Raw genomic sequence first — 19340 nt, forward strand, 5'->3', positions numbered from 1 at the left:
TTGGTATGTCGGTATTATATTTACTTTTGACGAATTAACCATCTTTACAGACCTTATGAAAAAGAAAGACATTAAGATATTACTTGTTGATGATGAGCCGGATATACTAGAAATAGTAGGTTATAATCTTACTGCAGAAGGCTATCAGGTCTTTACCGCCAAGAACGGAGTGGAAGGTGTGGCCATGGCAAAGAAAAAACAACCGCATTTAATTATCTTAGATGTAATGATGCCAGAAATGGACGGTATTGAGGCATGCGAAACCATTCGCGCCACTGCCGGACTGGAGAATTCCATCATTACTTTTCTTACCGCCCGTGGCGAAGACTATTCCCAAGTAGCAGGTTTTGATGCCGGTGCGGATGACTATATTACCAAACCAATTAGACCAAAAGTTCTAGTAAGTAAGGTTAAAGCACTTTTAAGAAGGTTAAAGGAAGAAGCGGCCCCACAAGATGATATTGTAACCGTAGGTAACATTATTATAAATAGAGAGGAATACAAAATAATCAACGACGGCGAAGAGATTGTTCTTCCTAGAAAAGAGTTTGAACTTTTGGCCCTACTCACTTCCAAACCTAGTAAAGTTTTCAAAAGAGAAGTTATTCTTGACAGGGTCTGGGGTAACGAGGTTGTTGTTGGTGGGCGTACCATAGACGTTCACATTAGAAAACTTAGAGAAAAAATTGGCGAGGAGCATTTTAAGACCGTAAAAGGGGTTGGCTACAAGTTTGTTCTTTAATTAAGTCTGTCCATTAATTAAGTTATACGTCTTTTTTGTAGTAATTTTGGGCGGTGACTCGTTCCATGATTATACATACCCGTTTTTTGGCACAAACAAAACCGTTTTCTTATGTCCGCTAAGCTAAGAAGGTCATATCGCTTTGCGCTAAGGTCTTCTTTTATGATTTCCGTGGCATTTGTTTCGCTTTTGGCATTGTTCCTACATCTTTTCAATGCTTTTAATTGGACGGCAATCATTATTTCTGCCCTACTACTATTCCCTATTGCCTTCATTGTTTTACAGATACGAATAGAAAGGTTCATTTATCGTCGTATTAAAAAGATTTATGATGATGTTGCCATGTTAGAATCATCATCTATTAGCACAGGCCCCATTACGACCGATATGAAAACCCTAACTGAAGAGATAGGGAAGTTTGCCCAAGACAAGCGTGTAGAAATAGACACCTTAAAAATTAGGGAGGAATACAGAAAAGATTTCCTTGGCAACGTATCGCACGAGCTTAAAACCCCTCTTTTTACCGTTCAAGGTTATATAGAAACCCTCTTGGATGGTGCCATTAACGACAAAAATGTACGCCGTAAATATCTGCAAAGAGCCAATAAAGGCGTAGACCGGCTCATCTATATTGTTAAGGATTTAGACCTCATTACCAAATTAGAGGTGGGAGACCTTAATCTTAAAAGAGAACCGTTTGATATTATTGAACTTATACAGAATGTCTTTGACCTCTTAGAAATGAAATCTGCAAAGAAGAAAATCACACTCACTTTTGATATGGAGTATGATGAACCCATAATGGTCTTTGCGGACAAAGAAAAAATACAACAGGTAGTAACCAACTTTTTGGTTAATTCAATTAAATACGGCCATACCAATGGCACTACCGAGGTAAGTGTTGAAAACCTCATCAAAAACAAAGTAATCGTTAGGGTAACCGATAATGGCGAAGGTATTCCCAAACAACATATACCGCGTCTATTTGAACGTTTTTACCGCGTAGACAAAAGCGGTAGCCGTACTGAAGGTGGGTCAGGTCTTGGTCTTGCCATAGTAAAACATATTGTAGAGGCACACGGAGAAAAGATATATGTAGAAAGTGAAATAGACGTAGGTTCGGAATTTTCATTTACTTTGGAAAAAGCAAAAACTGATACCGAGACTAAAGTCTTACCTAAAATTTAATTTTACACTATTGGGAAGCAAGAACAAACTTAAGCGGTTTAAAGAGAACGAAACCTTTTCAAATGTAATCCAACCTAACCGGGAAGCGGTAAAGCAAGGGTTCGAAAAAAGAGGAAAGTGGAATGATTTTTTTGGAAATGACAACCCAATTGTACTAGAATTAGGGTGCGGCAAAGGAGAATATACCGTAGGTCTGGCCAAACAAGACCCTAGTAAAAATTTCATTGGTATAGATATTAAGGGGGCTCGCCTTTGGAGAGGTGCAAAAACCGCTCTGGAGGACAATCTTAAGAATGTAGCTTTTTTAAGGACACAGATAGAACTTATAGACGAACTTTTTGCCCAAGACGAGGTTTCCGAAATCTGGATAACTTTTCCCGATCCCCAAATAAAATACAAGCGAACAAAACATAGAATGACCAACGAGGCTTTCTTGGGCAAATACAAGAAAATTTTACGCCCAGATGGCCTTATGCACCTAAAAACCGATAGCGAGTTTATGCACGGTTATACCTTAGGACTACTACATGGTCTAGGATTGGAAGTGAACTACGCCAACCACGATGTGTACAAAAATGAGGGCAGTCCAAGAGAAGTATTGGAACTTCAGACTTTCTACGAAAAACAGTATCTTGAAAAAGGTAAGCCCATTACCTATATTCAATTCAAGGTACATTAAGCATGCAGCATCTTTTGATTCTTTTTTTTGCTACTTTTTCGGCAGCTTTTATGGCCACGGTACCTCCTGGTCTTTTGAACATGAATGCCGCAAAGGTTAGTGTAGAAAAGGGTAAACTGAACGGAATTATTTTTAGCTTGGGAGTAGCTGTAATGGTTATTCTACAAGCAACTATAGCAGTTTACATCTCAAAATTCCTTCATAAAAACCCTGAAGTTGTAGATATACTTCTCAAAATTGCGGTAGTGGTTTTTACCTTTTTTATGGTATACTTTTTTGTAGCCGCCAAGAGAAATAAAGTACAGAAAATAAAAGCGGTAAAGGTTAGTAAAAAGAATAGTTTTTTTAAGGGCGTACTTTTAGCAGCGTTAAATCTATTGACCATACCCTATTATAGCGGACTTAATATTATGTGGAATGCTTCCGGTTGGATCAAGTTTCAAGTTTGGGATATTCTTGTATTTATTCTAGCGGCAGGTTCGGGCACTTTTACAGTGCTTTATATGTATACCGTTTACTTCAATAAGCTTGAGCACAAATCAAATCGATTTTCTCAGAACAGCAATTATATTCTTAGTGCTCTTATGTTGGTTCTATTGATTATAACCATTCTAAGAATTATATTTCGCTAATGAATCCTGACAACAAAAATTTTTTCCAAAAAGTATATGAAGTGGCCCGGCTCATTCCAGAAGGTCGTGTAACCTCATATGGTGCCATTGCCAAATATTTAGGTGCCGCCCGTAGTGCCCGTATGGTAGGTTGGGCCATGAACGGAGCCGGCAGTATGCCAGATGTACCCGCCCATAGAGTGGTAAACAAAATTGGACTACTTACAGGAAAACACCATTTTGACGGCACTAACCTTATGCAGCAGCTCTTAGAAAATGAAGGAATTACCGTAGTTGACAATCAAATCATCAACTTTGAAAAGCATTTTTGGGATCCTTTTAAAGAGCTAGGTTAAAGTTCTTACTTTAATCAAAAGTGAGCGTAAAAACAGTTTGGCCCCGGGAAATTACTTGAATGGTTCCCTTATGCAAGCGCATAATCTGTTTAGACAAACTTAACCCTATACCGGTTCCCGTATTTTTAGTTGTGAAAAAAGGAACGAAGATTTCCTCTATTAGGTCTTCAGGAATTCCCGGGCCATTGTCTCGCACCTGCACAAACTTCTTCCCTTTTCTATTGATACCGGCTATAAAGTCAATTTTCCCGTTTTGCTGATTGCCAATGGACTGCTGTGCATTTTTGCCCAAATTCACCAATACCTGAGTAATCTGCTTTACATCAATATAAAGTTCCAAATCTTGCGGGTCTATGGCAATTGAAATTTCAATAGGGTCTACTCCGGACTTATTACCCAATAAGAGCTTTACCTTCTCCAAAAAGTTTTGCGCACGTATCAATTCCCTATCAGGTTCCGGTACACTTAAAAATTTACGGTAAGAGTGCACAAAATTCATCAAGTCGCTTCCTTGCCCCTTTATAACTTCAAGCCCCTTAACTGTGCTCTGTAAATGTTGCTCTTGCAATTCCTCTATGGCCAATAAATTTTCTCCCTTTTTATAATATTTTAATATCGATTCCGAAATTGAGGTTATGGGGGTAATGGTATTCATAATTTCGTGCGTAAGCACCCGTATTAACTTCACCCAAGAGTCCGTTTCCTTCTCGTCCAGTTCTTTACGTATATCTTGGACCACCACCAATAGCAAAGGCTCGCCATCAAGGTTCATTGCTGTAGCTTTTACGGCCAGTTCCTTCTTTTCACGTTCATTGGTCAACTGATGAATACTACTTTCAAACGGATTTAGATCTTGAAACTTGGCGTACAATTTTTCGTCTATTTGCTTTAATTGTTTCACATGGTTCAAGGGGTGATAGTTCAGCAATTTTTCAATTGTAGGATTTGCATAAAGAATATGCCCTTTGGGGTTGACAGTCATAATCCCAATATCTGCCTGTTTTAAAATTTCTTGATAAAACTGTTCCTGGGCCTGCTTTTTAAGGTGAATATCTTGCACCATAGCGTTGAGCATATTAAGGCTATGGTTCAGTTCTTTTAGTGATTTACTGCTTAGCTTTTCTGGAAACCGAAGAGTAAAATCCTCATTCTTTATGGCATCAAAAAAATATGCTATTTTTCGGTTGGTCTGGTTTACATAGTAAATAAGCGAATAGATCTGCACTACAAGCAAGCATAGGGCAAAACCTACCAAAATGTACTTTTCTCCAAAAAACAAAAATCCTACTGCCAATGCGGTCAAGGACAAGAGAACCGTACGGAGAATTAATTGCAGATAAATGTGTTTACTTACCATTTGCTAAATGTGCTTATTTCCCTATTTTCTTTAATTTGTTGTACAAGGTTTGCCTAGAAATCCCTAATTGTTCTGCGGCCGCACTGTAGTTACCGTCATTTTGTTCCAAAGCACTGTTGATCATTAAGAGTTCCATTTCCTCCAAGGTATTGGGACCGTTTAAATTTGTGGCAACCGTAGATTTATTGCTCAGTAAAAAATCTTCGGGTTTTAGTATGTTCCCTTCCGATAGGATTACGGCTCTTTCAATAGTATGCAAAAGCTCCCTTATATTTCCTGGCCAAGCATACCCAATTAATTTATCTTGCGCCGCTTGATTGATACGAAGTCCAGGTTTACCATATTTAGAAGTAAATTTTTTCAAATAGAAATCAGCCAGGACCAAAATATCCTGATCCCGTTCCCTAAGTGCCGGCACCTCTACTCTAATGGTATTTATTCTGTAGAGCAAATCCTCCCTAAAGAGACCGTCCGCTACCATTTTATCCAAATCTTCGTTCGTAGCACATATCAACCTAATATCCACCGGAATAGCTTTATTGGAACCCACCCGAACAATGGTCCTGTTCTGAATGGCGGATAACAGTTTAGCTTGCGCCTGCAATGAAAGGTTTCCTATTTCATCCAAAAAAAGAGTACCTCCATTTGCCGCTTCAAACTTACCCGCCCTATCCTCTTTGGCATCGGTAAAAGAACCTTTAGTGTGGCCAAAAAGTTCGCTTTCAAAAAGGTTTTCTGAAATGGAGCCCATATCCACGGAAATAAAAACTTCGTTATTTCGGCTAGATAGCTTGTGAAGTTCCCTAGCAATCAACTCCTTTCCTGTACCATTTTCTCCTGTAACCAGAACATTTACATCGGTTTTAGCAACTTTAGACACCAATTTTAGCACTGCGTTCAAGGCTTTTGAATTGCCAATGATGTAATTCTTATTTTGATTGATAACCTGCTTTAAATGGCTTTCCTTCTGTTTTAGCTCCTTAACCTCCTTCTTGGACTTTCTAAGTTCATAGGCTGATTTTACGGTAGCCAATAACTTATCATTGTTCCAAGGTTTTAAAATAAAATCAGAGGCACCTTCTTTCAAAGCCTTTACGGCCAAATCTACCGCACCATAAGCAGTCATCATAACAACCGAAGTCTGTGGGGCTTTTTTCTGTAACTCTCTTAACCAATACAGCCCCTCATTTCCTGTATTCACCCCAGCCGAAAAATTCATGTCCAACAGCACCATATCTATTTCATTAAGATTAGGGAAGGACGTTATCTGGTTAGGATTTGAAATGGTTTGTATAGAGCTGTACTCAAATTGCAACAAAATTTCAAGAGCGCTAAGAACGCTCTTGTTATCATCAACAATCAAAATTTTTGCATCTACCATAGTAATCTTGTTCTACCGTAAACTAAACGGTACCTAGTAAAACTACAATTTCAATATTAAAACTTTTTGACAGTGTCTAAAAATTTGACACTTGCTGTACACATATTTTACAAACCAAAACATCAACAACAAAATACAAATTTACATTATGTTGATTTTCAGTTATTTACGATATTGGCACGGGAATCGTATTAAGTTTGGCACACTTGATATATTATGAGCATTATTTTTAAATACTTAATTTGGATTTTGTTACTAATCTCCGCCAAACTAGCCGGCCAAGATTCGTGGACCTTAGATGCCTGCGTGGCCTATGCTTTGGAAAACAACCTGCAATTGAAAGATTATTCTTTTAACACCAATTCCAATGAGGAGACCTATAGACAGTCTATTCGTAACCTTTTGCCCACGGTTACGGGTTCCGGAAACTATGTAATCAATTTTGGACGTAGTACCGATCCCTTTACCAATGATGTGGTTACTACAGATTTTTTCTCCAACCGTTACACGCTAGAAGGTTCTGTTGACCTTTTCAGGGGATTTCAGAAAATGAATAACATAAAGGCTACCAAACTTCTGTATAAAGCTACTCAAGAAGAAAATCTACAGCAACGTTACTTACTGGCTTTTAGAGTAATGCAGGCTTTTTACGATATTAGATTTTTTAAAGGATTAGTAGCCATATCAAAAGAACAGATGACGGTATCCCAATCCAATTACGATCTGGTTGCCAAACAAATAGAATTAGGACTCAAAGCCGGAGCCGACCTGTACGAGGCCGAATCGTTATTACTTACGGACAAACTGAACCTTACACAAAGTAAAAACCAATTGGCCGCGGCTAAGCTTCAACTGATACAAGAAATGAATCTAGAAGGAACCAGTGAAATAGAGGTACAAGACGGTCTAAACCATACCATGGAGCCCGAAAATTCACCTAATGTACAATCGGACAGTATATATGCCGAAGCAAAAGAATTTATGCCCATGCTCAAGGCCCAAGAGTTACGGGTAAAAGCTGCCAAAAAACAACTGGCCATAGAAAGAGGTTCCTTATACCCGTCACTATCTTTATTCTCAGGAATTTCCACCGGATATTTCGAGACCACAAGAGATTCCCTTGGTGTTACCGTTCCTTTTAGAGACCAGTTCCGAGATAATACATCGCAGTTTATAGGGGTAAGTTTAAGCGTACCAATCAGTAATGGATGGGCTGCTCGTTCCCGTATCAAACAACAGAAAATTGAAAAATTACGGGCCGAAAACAATTTAAAGGTACAGGAACAACTCGTCTACCAGACCATTCAACAATTGGTACAGGAATTTCAATCCCTAGAGGTTGAGCGCGAGCAGAGCGCACAAAAAGTACAAGCGCAGGAACTGGCTTTTACCATTGCACAAAAGCGGTATGAAAAAGGCCTTATTAATGCCTTGGAATTATTTACTGCCAAAAACTTGTTTGCCAGTGCCCAAAATGAAAACCTGCAGGTAAGGCTCAGGTCGGAAATCAATCAAAGCACTTTGGAGTTTTACCGAGGCCTACCGGTTTTTGATATTGAATAAAGAATAAATAAAGACTAGCTAAAAACGACAATTATATAGCACAATGGATATACAACTAGAAAAGAAAAAAGGATTACGCCCCAAACATTACGGCTACATTGCACTGGCAATACTACTGCTTTTTGTGGGTTATCAACTGCTTTTCGCCAGCTCCGTCTCTACTTTTCGGACTGATAAGGAAAAACTCTCCATAGCCTCAATAACCAATGGTAAGTTTGATGATTACATTACCATTAGCGGCAATGTGGCTCCAATTGCCACCATTTACATGGATGCCTATGAAGGGGGCCGGGTTAGTGAAAAGCTAATTGAAGAGGGCGCTATCGTCAAGAAAGGGGATATAATCCTAAAACTGGATAATATTAACCTGTACGAGCAAATACTACAAAGCGAAAGTGGGCTGGCCTTGAAGCAAAACGATTTACGCTCTACGAAGTTGACTTTTGACTCAAGACAAGTTGAAGGTCGAAGGTCTTTGGCTACCGCAGCCACGGAATTACAACGATTAAAACGAAATTTTGAACAAAACAAAGCCCTGTTCGCCGAGGAACTCATATCCAAGGAAGCCTATCTTACCGCAAAAGAAAACTACGAACTTTCTCAAAAACAGTACGATATCATAAAAGTACAGACCGAAAACGATGACCAGGTTAGAAAAACCTCCTTGCCCGTTCTGGAAGCGGACCTTAACCGAATGCAGAAAACACTGGGTATGGTCTATCAGCGGCTAGACCACTTGAACGTACGTGCACCGGCAGACGGTCAACTAGGTTTTCTTGATGCAGAAATAGGCCAAAATATTACTCAAGGACAACGAATTGGACAGGTAAACGTACTTACGGATTATAAAATTGAGGCGAATATAGATGAACACTATATTGACCGGGTAAAAAGAGACTTAGTGGCAGTTTTGGAACGCAACGGCAAGCAATTTCCGCTGCGGGTACGAAAGGTATATCCCGAGGTACGCAACGGTAGGTTTAAAGTAGACTTGGTCTTTACGGAAGAGAAACCTGAAACCATCCGTACCGGACAGAGCTACAATATTAAATTGCAATTGGGAGAATCTAGTGACGCCTTGTTATTACCTAAAGGAAGCTTTTTCCAAAGTACTGGCGGGCAGTGGCTATTCGTAGTTTCCCCAGATGGTGGAGAAGCCAGAAAACGCGATATTAAAATAGGAAAACAGAATTCAAAATATTACGAAGTCATTGAAGGCCTCCAAGCCGGTGAGAAAGTGATAACCAGTAACTATGACTCTTTTGGCGAAGCCGAAAAAATAGTTTTAAAATAGCAATTAACTGTCACTTTACACACAAAGCATCATCTTTATAACAACAAAAATCAAACTAAAAAATGATACAGATAAAAAATCTTAAAAAGAGTTTCAAGACCGAAGAGGTAGAAACCTTGGCCCTGAATAACGTAAACCTTAAAGTTGAAGAAGGCGAATTCGTTGCCATTATGGGGCCCTCCGGCTGCGGAAAATCTACATTACTTAATATTATAGGCATGCTAGACAGCCCAAATGAAGGCTCCTATGAATTTGCCGGTCATGAGGTAAGTCGCCTTAAGGAACGCCAACGCACAGAATTAAGAAAAGGAAATTTAGGCTTTGTATTCCAAAGCTTTAACCTTATTGATGAGCTAACCGTTTATGAAAACGTAGAACTGCCCTTAATTTATCTAAAGATGGGTAAAGCGGAACGAAAACAAAAAGTACGCGAGGTTTTGGAGCGTATGAAAATTGCCCACAGGGAGAAGCACTTTCCACAACAACTTTCCGGTGGTCAACAGCAACGTGTGGCCATTTCAAGAGCGGTAGTAACCAACCCAAAATTGATTCTTGCCGATGAGCCTACTGGAAACTTGGATTCCAAAAACGGTATAGAAGTCATGAACCTATTAACGGAACTTAATCAAGAAGGAACCACTATTGTAATGGTAACACATTCCGATAGAGATTCGCATTACGCTCATAGAGTTGTAAATCTATTTGACGGTCAAATTGTTACCGAAAGCCAGAACAGGGCTATTGGTGCCATTATGTAAAGGAGTTTATTCATCAATCAAAGTAATTCAAAAGGTCCCCTAATCAAGGACAACCAATTGTAAAGACGAAAATCATGTTCAAAACATACCTTAAAATAGCATGGAGAAGCCTTAAGAAACAACCATTTTTCACTTCGTTGAACATATTTGGTCTTGCCATTGGTATGGCCGGTGCACTGCTCATTTCGTTGTACATTTATGAGGAATTGAGCTATGATAAAATGTTTCCTGATGCCGAACGGATCCATCGTGTAAACAATAATATAAAATTTGGTGGGGACGAGCGTCAATTCGCCGTTACACCTGCCCCTATGGCTGAAGCCCTCAAATCCGACTTTTCTGAAATTGAGGTAGTAACACGCTTTAGAACCCGTGGTAGCGCCCTTGTGCGCAAGGCCGATGACTTGGCAAACGTAAAGGAAGAACATACCACCCATGTAGACCCCTCTTTTTTTGAAATGTTCGGCATAGAGCTATTGGCGGGTGATGTAAATACAGCTTTAAAAGACCCGAATACCTTGGTCTTGACCAGAACGGCCGCCGAAAAGCACTTTCCTATCACCAATGCGGTGGGGCAAAATATAGTGCTTAACAATGAGGAAAACTATACCGTTGTTGGGGTTATCGAAGATTTTCCGCAAAATTCCTTTTTGAAAGGGTACACCGTTTTTGAGGCGATGGCCGGATATGAAGATGCCGTAGCGGGCAATTGGGGCAGTAACAATTACCAAACCTTCATTAAGTTGATTCCCACGGTTAACGCAGACGATATTCAAGAACAGTTGCGCGGCTTTTTGGGCAAATATGTTATTCCTGGTGTTCAACAATTTATGCCGGGCATAACGGAAGCGCAATTTAAGGCGGCCGGCAATCATTTAATCTTTAGCACCATTCCTTTGACCGATATCCATTTAAAATCCCATAGGGTGGCGGAAATGAGTGCTAACAACGACATACAGAGCATATATATCCTTTCTTTTATAGCTGTTTTTCTTTTGGTCTTGGCCAGTGTCAATTTTATGAACCTCTCTACCGCCCATTCACTGAAAAGGGCAAAGGAGGTCGGGGTTAGAAAGACCTTGGGATCCAATAAAAGAGACCTGGTACGCCAGTTTTTGGTAGAATCGGGATTGGTATCTTTTTTGGCTTTGGGCTTAGCCTTGGTTTTGACCCTTGTAGCCTTGCCTTATTTTAATACCCTTGCCGATAAAAATATTTCAATACCTTTTCAAAATCCCGTTTTTTGGTTGATTTTGTTGGCTTCCGTTGTTGTCTTAGGATTGTTTTCAGGAAGTTACCCTGCTTTTTTTATGTCGCGATTTATGCCTGCAACGGTATTGAAAGGAGGTAACGGAAATAGTGTTGAGGGCGGTAAAATTAGAAATTCCCTCGTCGTATTTCAATTCGCCATTTCGGTTTTTTTGATTGTTAGTACCTTGGCGGTATATCAACAATTAAAGTATATACAAGGCAAAGATTTGGGCTTCTCAAAAGACCAGGTCTTGATTGTAAATGACGTGTATACGGCAGGAGACAAGGTATCGTCGCTCAAAGAACAAGTGAAACAATTGAGTTTTGTTGAAAATGCTACGTTGAGCAGTTATTTTCCTACTCCCTCGTCCCGTAGTGATACCACTTTTCTTCCTGATTCGGGTGAAACAAGTGTGGAATCTTCCATTAATATGCAAACTTGGGACGTTGATTACGATTATGTTTCCACTATGGATTTTGAATTCGTGGCAGGCCGAGATTTTGATAGGTCCTATGGTAATGACTCTACGTCCATCATTTTAAACGAAACGGCTACAAGAATAATGAATTTGAGTCCGCAAGAGGCTATAGGCAAGCGCTATACACCAGATTTTGATTCTGATACTCCAACGTATTATACCATTGTTGGGGTATTAAAGGATTTCCATATAGCTTCACTAAAAGAAGATATCGATGCTTTAAGCTTGCACTTGGGAGATGAGGCTTATGCCATGGCAGTAAAAATTAAGCCTGGCGATTTTGCCAATGCAATTGCTCAAATTGAAGGGGTCTGGAATACTATCGTACCCGGTGAGCCATTTGATTATTATTTTATGGAAGATGCCTTTAATGATACTTATGCCAGTGAACAAAGGTTAGGCAATATCTTTATCATATTTACGGTACTCTCCCTTTTAATTGCCTGCCTGGGACTCTTTGGCCTTGCAGCCTTCAATGCTCAAAAACGCACCAAGGAAATAGGGGTTCGCAAGGTTTTGGGCGCCAGTGTTGGGCAGGTTGCTTATGCCTTAACTATAGACTTTTTAAAATTGGTCGGACTTGCTATACTGGTGGCCCTGCCGTTAGGCTGGTATGCTATGAACAGATGGTTGGAAGATTTTTCCTATCGCATAAATATTCCATGGTGGATATTTGGTCTGGCGGCATTTTTGGCCGTTCTCATATCCGTAATCACTGTAAGCTATCAAAGTATTAAGGCAGCCCTAGCAAACCCCGTAAAAAGTTTGCATGCCGAGTAAAAACATCCATCAAACAAAAAAAAGAAAACCATGTTAAAGAATTATATAAAAATAGCTTGGAGAAACCTACTGAAGAACAAACAGCAGACCATCATAAATTTGCTAGGGCTCACTTTAGGTACCGTGAGCTGTCTTACTATTCTATTGTATGTCTTTGCTCAGTTTGGATATGACCAACACCACAATGAAGCGGATACAATTTACCGTGTAGAGACGATAATAGAGCGCAATGGGCAAGAAAACTATGAAAGTTCAACCTCATCTCCTCCTATAGCTTTTGCCCTTAAAGAAGATTTTGCCGAGGTAGAGGAAGCAACGCGCGTTGTTCTTACCGATGTTTTTTATAGCACTTTAATTCGTGCTTCAGAAAGCAAGGATGCCTATTACGAGCCACGGGTTTATATGGCCGATTCCACTTTTTTTAAAGTTTTTGATTTTGAATTTATTGAGGGCAATAAGCTTACCTCGCTAAACGAACCCAATGCGGTAGTACTTTCTTCCTATTTAAAACACAAACTGTTCGGAAACCAAAATGCTTTGGGCAAGACCATAGTTTGGGGCACCGGAGAAGATACCCTCATCTTGACCGTTAAGGGCGTTTTTGATGAAAAAGCGAATAAATCTCATCTTAATCCCAACTACGTGGTAAGTATGAGCACCCCGGGCATGGGAACTTTTGTACAAACTTTTGAGAGTTTTGCTACCAATAATTTTGTGCATAGCTATGTAAAATTATCTGCTAACGGTAATATTGCCCAATTTCAAGCTAAAATGCCCGGATTTATTAAAGATAGGGCCACCAAGGACCTTGCTGATGCAGGAATGAGTAGTAAGGCCTTGGAATTAAAAAAGGTTACGGATATTCATTTACGTTCCAATGGCCGTAAAAACCAATTAGACAAGGTTTCGAGCATTACATACCTGTATTTTCTTTTGAGCCTTGCATTTTTTATTCAACTGGTAGCCTGCATAAACTTTATTAATCTCAGCACGGCAAGAGCAAGCAGACGCGCCCGCGAAATAGGGGTACGAAAAGTAGTTGGTGCAGGAAAAAATGCCCTAATGCGGCAATTTTTGGGCGAATCGTTACTCTTATCACTTTTCGCCATACTGATCAGTATACCTATCGTAATTTTGTTACTGCCATTGGTAAATGAGCTTACCCAGGAATCCCTTACCTATTTGAATCTTTATCAATGGAAGTTAATATCGGTTCTTTTGGCGCTGGGAATAGGTACAGGTTTGGCTGCCGGCATCTATCCTGCTATTATTCTATCCTCAATAAAACCCGTAAATGCCCTCAAGGGGGGCACTATAATGCAATCCGGAAACGGTACTCTAAGAAAAGCGTTGGTCGTATTCCAATTTGTGGTTTCCATTGGCTTGGTAGCTACAGTAATTATCATTTCCCAACAATTTAGGTTTACTCAGGAAAAAGACCTTGGCTATACGAAAGATAATTTAATTGCCCTACGGATAGGCACGGATGACGCGTCTAGTAAATTTGAGTCCTTAAAATCTGCATTTTTGAATATTCCCGGAGTAACTGATGTATCTAGTGGAAATTATGCTCCCTCTGAAATTATATTGGCCGATAATGGATGTTATCTTCCCGGAGGAAACAGCGAGAACAGAACAGTTGTAAATCGTAACGGCGTAAGCGACGGATATTTTAGAACCATGGGGATTCCCTTTTTAGAGGGACGCGATTTTACGGAGGCGGATACCGTAGACCAAATTATTGTGAACGAGGCCACCTTAAGGGCTTTCAATATTAAACAAGAAAATGCCTTAAGCTCAACACTCATGCAGGGTTCCGGAGAGGATACTTTTGAAATGCGAATTATTGGTGTTGTGGCAGACTACCATTTTGCATCCCTAAGGGAAGAAATTGAGCCCTTGTTTCTTCATAAGGAAACGGCACCAAATTGGTTATTTCTAAAAACAAAGACCAATAATTATAGTGAACTACTGACCCAACTAGAAGGCCAGTGGAAATCTACCGTAAGTAACGTTCCTTTTGATTATAGGTTTGTGGACAAAGAGGTAGAAAGACTCTATGATGAGGAAAAGCGGCTTGGCTTTATCTCCGTAGCTTTTACCGTGCTGGCTATCTTCATAAGCTGTTTAGGACTTTTTGGGCTTATTTCTTACGTTACGGAACAGAAGAAAAAAGAAATCGGTATTCGTAAGGTACTTGGTGCAAGCGTACGATCGGTAGTGCAACTATTAACTCGCGATTTTGTAACGCTAGTATTGATCGCATTTCTAATTGCCTCGCCTATTGCCTACTATTTTATGTCTAGATGGCTAGAGGGTTTTACGTATAGAATTGAAATTGAATGGTGGGTATTTTTGGTCAGCGGCGGTTTCGCCCTCATAATAACATTGTTGACCGTGGGCATGCAAAGCCTAAAATCTGCTGTAGCCAATCCGGTAAAGAGCTTACGAACGGAATAAGCAAAAACATCAATCCAATCAAAAAACAACAATCATGTTCAAAAACTATTTAAAAATCGCCTGGCGAAACCTTTTAAAGAACAAAGGCTATTCCGCTATCAACATTGGCGGGTTGGCATTAGGAATGGCCGTTACCCTAATTATAGGTCTCTGGGTACACGATGAACTCTCGCATAACAACTATTTCAGCAAAAAAGACCGTATTGCACAGGTTTTTCAATCCCAGACCTTTAACGGAAACACAGATAGCGGCCCGGCCATACCTCGCCCATTGGAAATGGGCCTTAGAAATGGCTACATGGACAATTTTAAACATCTGGTCATGGCTTCCTGGAACAACTCCGTCTATCTCAATTATAAGGACAAAAGCCTTTCCAAAACAGGAAATTTTATGCAAGAGGACGCCCCGGAACTTCTTGGTCTTACTATTCTTAAAGGCGAAAAGAACGGATTACGGAAAATTAACTCCATTATGCTTTCCGAGTCCGTAGCACAAGCCCTCTTTGGAGAAGAAAACCCTATCGGTAAAGTGGTGAGGGCCAATAGTCAGTATGATATGGAAGTTACTGCAGTGTTCGAAGACATACCCATGAACAATTCATTTAATGATTTGGAGTATATCATGCCATGGGAAAAGTACCTGACTATTTTTGAATGGATTCAAAATGCAGAGGACCAATGGGGAAACAACTCGTTTCAGATGTTTGTTCAGCTTGCGGACAACACCAGTATGGAACAGGTTTCCGCCACCATAAAGGACGTTAAAAAGAACCTTAACGAAGATACCGCAGAGTTCAACCCACAGCTATTCTTGCTACCCATGAAAGATTGGTATCTAAGGAGCAGTTTTGAGAATGGAAAACAAGTAGGCGGGCGCATTAAATACGTATGGTTATTTGGCATTATTGGTGGCTTTGTACTGCTTTTGGCCTGTATTAACTTTATGAACTTGAGCACGGCCCGTTCCGAAAAAAGAGCCAAAGAAGTAGGCATTAGAAAATCAATAGGCTCACAACGCAACCAATTGATTTATCAGTTTTTGAGCGAATCATTTTTAGTAGTTTTATTCGCATTTTGTTTGGCCATACTGATCGTGCTTCTTTCTTTGGACGGATTTAACAATCTGGCAAAAAAAGAAATAGCCTTCCCTTGGAAAGACGGTCTGTTTTGGGCAATTTCATTCGCTTTTATCCTATTCACCTCTTTATTGGCAGGTAGCTATCCGGCACTCTATCTATCCTCTTTTAAACCGGTAGATGTTCTAAAAGGAACGATGACAACTGGTAAATACGCAGGGCTGCCCCGTAAAATATTGGTAATACTACAGTTTACCGTATCCGTAGCATTTATCATAGGTACCGTTATCGTAATGCAGCAGATTAATTACGCAAAGGACCGCCCCGTTGGTTATGACAAAGAAGGTTTGGTACAGATACCAACAATGAGTCAAGATTTTGAAGGCAAATATAATTTAATACGAAGTGAATTTTTAACATCCGGTGCGGTAATGGAGATGTCTTCTTCAAGCGCTCCAACTACCCAAATATGGTCTAACCGAGGCGGCTTTAATTGGGAAGGAAAACCCGAAGGCTTCCAAGAGGATATAGCATGGACGGATGTTAGCCCTGAATATGCCAAATCCTTAAACCTGAAGATTCTTGAAGGAAGGGACTTTTCAAGGGAATTCGCCACAGATTCAAATGCGGTGCTTATTAATGAAACGGCCGTAAAGTATATGGGGCTTACGGATCCTGTTGGGAAATTTATAAAAGACGATGATGTTGAAGACCCCTTTCCTCCCCTAAAAATAATTGGCGTGGTACAGGATATGATTGCGCAGTCTCCTTACGAACCCGTAAAACAAGGTATTTATGCCTATGACAAACATGGTAATGCCAGCTTTTACAATTTACGGTTAAATCCTGACAATAGCGCTAATGAAAACATTTCTACTATTGAAAATGTATTTAAGTCCCATTTTCCGGATATCCCTTTTCAATATGATTTTGTAGATTCTGAATATGGCGAGAAATTCGCCGCAGAAGAGCGTATTGGAACACTTTCGGCCATCTTTACAGCGCTGGCCATTTTAATTAGCTGTTTAGGACTGTTCGGACTCACATCCTTTGTAGCGGAACAGCGTAAAAAAGAAATAGGGGTACGAAAAGTTTTGGGAGCTTCGGTTTTCAACGTTTGGAACATGTTATCCAAAGACTTTCTAAAACTAGTGACCATTTCTTGTTTCATTGCCGTTCCAATCTCATACTATATTATGAACGGCTGGCTACAAGACTACCCCTACAGGGTAATACTTGAATGGTGGATTTTTCTCTTGGCCATAGTAGGTGCTCTTGCCATAACCATTCTCACGGTAAGCTTTCAAGCCATAAAAGCGGCCAATTCAAATCCGGTCAAAAGTCTAAGAATGGAATAAATAGGAGATACCAATAAAAGAACGAACACATGTTACTTCAACTAAACCATATTTTTAAATGGGTTCAACAAGGTGGGCAAAGAGTCTTCTTGCTGAAAGACATCAATCTACAAGTAGAAGAAGGAGAGTTTATTTCCATCATGGGGCCCTCTGGGTCTGGAAAATCCACTTTACTGAACGTCATAGGAATGTTAGATGACTTTAATGAAGGTGAATATAATTTTCTTGATAAATCCGTACATCAACTTAAAGAAAAGCATAGAGCCAACTTGTATAAAGAATATATTGGTTTTGTATTTCAGTCTTATCATTTAATTAATGAATTAACCGTCTACGAAAATCTGGAAATGCCTTTATTATATAAAAAACACTCCAGTTCTGAACGTAAGGCCATGGTAGCCGATATGTTGGACCGTTTTAATATTGTAGGCAAAAAGGACCTGTTTCCCTCACAATTAAGTGGCGGCCAGCAGCAAGTGGTGGGCGTGGCAAGGGCATTAATATCAAATCCAAAACTTATTCTTGCCGATGAACCCACAGGTAACTTGAATTCTCAGCAAGGAGAAGAAATTATGCAACTTTTTAAACAGCTTAATGATGAAGGGGTAACCATTATTCAAGTAACACATTCAGAAAAAAATGCCGCTTATGGTAAGCGCATCATTAATTTATTGGATGGGAGGATGGTGTAAGCCCGTTTATCAAAAAAAAATCAGCCTAAGTTGAGGCCCAGTTTTATAGAATATTGTGCGAAACTAAACCTCCATAACCAATACCTATCTGCCCATATTACATTTCAATGCAAACGCTTTAGTTTCTTGCCCTTATGCCGTATCTTTGTTCTTTAGAATGATTTTATATAATGAAGATTGATAAAAAAGCAGTTTTAAAGGCACTAGAGAACATTACCGTACCCGGTGAGGGACAGAATATGGTAGAAAGCGGTGCGGTTAAAAATATACAGATTTTTGGCGACGAGGTTGAAGTTGATATAACCATTGGCAATCCCAGTCTACAGGCCAGAAAAAAGACCGAAGTAGAAATCTTAAAAATCATACACCGAGAGGTATATGAGAAAGCAAAGATAAAAGTCAACATAAAGGTAGATGCTCCGGCAAAACCCAAGACCAATGAAATTAAGGGCAAGCCATTGCCTGGCATTCAAAATATTATTGCGGTAGCTTCCGGAAAAGGTGGTGTAGGTAAATCTACAGTTACTGCAAACTTGGCGGTAACCCTTGCAAAAATGGGTTTTAAAGTTGGTGTTTTAGATGCGGATATCTACGGACCATCCATGCCTATCATGTTTGACGTTCCCTTGGAAAAACCATTAGCGGTCAACGTTGGTGGAAAATCAAAAATGAAACCGGTTGAGAATTATGGCGTAAAGCTATTATCTATCGGGTTCTTTACCCAGCCCAACCAAGCGGTTATTTGGCGTGGTCCCATGGCTGCAAAAGCCTTGAACCAAATGATTTTTGATGCGCATTGGGGTGAACTGGATTTTATGCTGATTGACCTTCCACCGGGAACAGGAGACATTCACCTAAGCATTATGCAAGCCATGCCCGTAACTGGGGCCGTGGTGGTAAGTACACCTCAGAACGTTGCCTTGGCGGACGCTAGAAAAGGGGTGGCCATGTTCCAACAGGAGTCCATAAATGTTCCCGTATTGGGAATAGTGGAAAATATGGCTTATTTTACACCTGACGAGCTTCCTGACAATAAGTACTATATTTTTGGTAAGGAAGGAGCAAAAAATCTGTCTGAAGATTTAAACGTACCTTTCTTAGGAGAAATTCCATTGGTTCAGAGCATTCGCGAAGCGGGTGACGTTGGTAGACCAGCGGCCTTGCAAACGGCCACACCGGTTGAAGAAGCTTTTGAAGAGGTTACAAAAAATGTAGTACAAGAGGTTGTAGGGAGAAACAAAAGTCTTCCCCCTACCGAGGCAATTAAGATAACAACCATGGCAGGCTGTTCTGCCGTTAAGAAAAAATAATATGA

Annotated in this window: 15 protein-coding genes; 13 read left to right on the forward strand and 2 right to left on the reverse strand. The window is 40.0% G+C overall.

The window, feature by feature from the left end:
- Positions 1-55 precede the first annotated feature (55 nt).
- From SJY45_RS11270 to SJY45_RS11290, 5 genes are all read left to right on the forward strand, one after another.
- On the forward strand, positions 56-742 hold the full coding sequence (locus tag SJY45_RS11270; protein WP_215437653.1) for a response regulator transcription factor: 687 nt from the start codon (positions 56-58) through the stop codon (positions 740-742).
- A 111-nt stretch (positions 743-853) separates the two neighbouring features.
- The gene (locus tag SJY45_RS11275) at positions 854-1930 is read left to right on the forward strand and encodes a cell wall metabolism sensor histidine kinase WalK (RefSeq protein ID WP_215437651.1); all 1077 of its coding nucleotides are present in this window, start codon (positions 854-856) and stop codon (positions 1928-1930) included.
- 10 nt (positions 1931-1940) lie between these two features.
- Positions 1941-2609, forward strand: a complete 669-nt coding sequence (gene trmB, locus SJY45_RS11280) for a tRNA (guanosine(46)-N7)-methyltransferase TrmB (RefSeq protein ID WP_303404438.1) — start codon at positions 1941-1943, stop codon at positions 2607-2609.
- Between the two features lie 2 nt (positions 2610-2611).
- Positions 2612-3241 carry a LysE family transporter gene (locus tag SJY45_RS11285; RefSeq protein ID WP_400070774.1) on the forward strand — a complete coding sequence of 210 codons (630 nt, stop codon included), beginning with the start codon at positions 2612-2614 and terminating at the stop codon, positions 3239-3241.
- Positions 3241-3576, forward strand: coding sequence for an MGMT family protein (locus SJY45_RS11290; RefSeq protein ID WP_215437643.1), 336 nt, complete (start codon positions 3241-3243; stop codon positions 3574-3576). The genes SJY45_RS11285 and SJY45_RS11290 overlap by 1 nt, the downstream gene beginning before the upstream one ends.
- 10 nt (positions 3577-3586) lie before the next feature.
- Here the strand turns inward: SJY45_RS11290 and SJY45_RS11295 are convergent, their stop codons facing one another.
- Positions 3587-4933, reverse strand: a complete 1347-nt coding sequence (locus tag SJY45_RS11295) for a sensor histidine kinase (RefSeq protein WP_400070776.1) — start codon at positions 4931-4933, stop codon at positions 3587-3589.
- Between the two features lie 13 nt (positions 4934-4946).
- Positions 4947-6314, reverse strand: a complete 1368-nt coding sequence (locus tag SJY45_RS11300; protein WP_215913753.1) for a sigma-54 dependent transcriptional regulator — start codon at positions 6312-6314, stop codon at positions 4947-4949.
- Between the two features lie 249 nt (positions 6315-6563).
- Between SJY45_RS11300 and SJY45_RS11305 the strand changes: the two genes are divergently transcribed.
- The 8 genes from SJY45_RS11305 to SJY45_RS11340 all read left to right on the forward strand — a co-directional run bounded on the left by SJY45_RS11305 (position 6564) and on the right by SJY45_RS11340 (position 19335).
- The gene (locus tag SJY45_RS11305) at positions 6564-7877 is read left to right on the forward strand and encodes a TolC family protein (RefSeq protein WP_400070778.1); all 1314 of its coding nucleotides are present in this window, start codon (positions 6564-6566) and stop codon (positions 7875-7877) included.
- Positions 7878-7920: 43 nt separating this feature from the next.
- Positions 7921-9171, forward strand: a complete 1251-nt coding sequence (locus SJY45_RS11310; protein WP_400070780.1) for an efflux RND transporter periplasmic adaptor subunit — start codon at positions 7921-7923, stop codon at positions 9169-9171.
- 62 nt (positions 9172-9233) lie between these two features.
- Positions 9234-9929, forward strand: a complete 696-nt coding sequence (locus SJY45_RS11315; protein WP_215437628.1) for an ABC transporter ATP-binding protein — start codon at positions 9234-9236, stop codon at positions 9927-9929.
- A 74-nt stretch (positions 9930-10003) separates the two neighbouring features.
- On the forward strand, positions 10004-12439 hold the full coding sequence (locus SJY45_RS11320) for an ABC transporter permease (RefSeq protein ID WP_400070782.1): 2436 nt from the start codon (positions 10004-10006) through the stop codon (positions 12437-12439).
- 30 nt (positions 12440-12469) lie between these two features.
- Entirely contained in the window at positions 12470-14899 is a 2430-nt protein-coding gene (locus SJY45_RS11325; RefSeq protein WP_400070784.1) for an FtsX-like permease family protein, read from the forward strand.
- Between the two features lie 34 nt (positions 14900-14933).
- Positions 14934-17333 carry an ABC transporter permease gene (locus tag SJY45_RS11330; protein ID WP_400070786.1) on the forward strand — a complete coding sequence of 800 codons (2400 nt, stop codon included), beginning with the start codon at positions 14934-14936 and terminating at the stop codon, positions 17331-17333.
- A gap of 29 nt (positions 17334-17362) precedes the next feature.
- Entirely contained in the window at positions 17363-18025 is a 663-nt protein-coding gene (locus SJY45_RS11335) for an ABC transporter ATP-binding protein (protein ID WP_400070788.1), read from the forward strand.
- Positions 18026-18195: 170 nt separating this feature from the next.
- Positions 18196-19335: an Mrp/NBP35 family ATP-binding protein gene (locus SJY45_RS11340; protein ID WP_215437613.1), complete on the forward strand. Its 1140-nt coding sequence runs from the start codon at positions 18196-18198 to the stop codon at positions 19333-19335.
- Positions 19336-19340: the final 5 nt, after the last annotated feature.

Source organism: Zobellia russellii (assembly GCF_044597075.1).
Taxonomy (GTDB): domain Bacteria; phylum Bacteroidota; class Bacteroidia; order Flavobacteriales; family Flavobacteriaceae; genus Zobellia; species Zobellia russellii.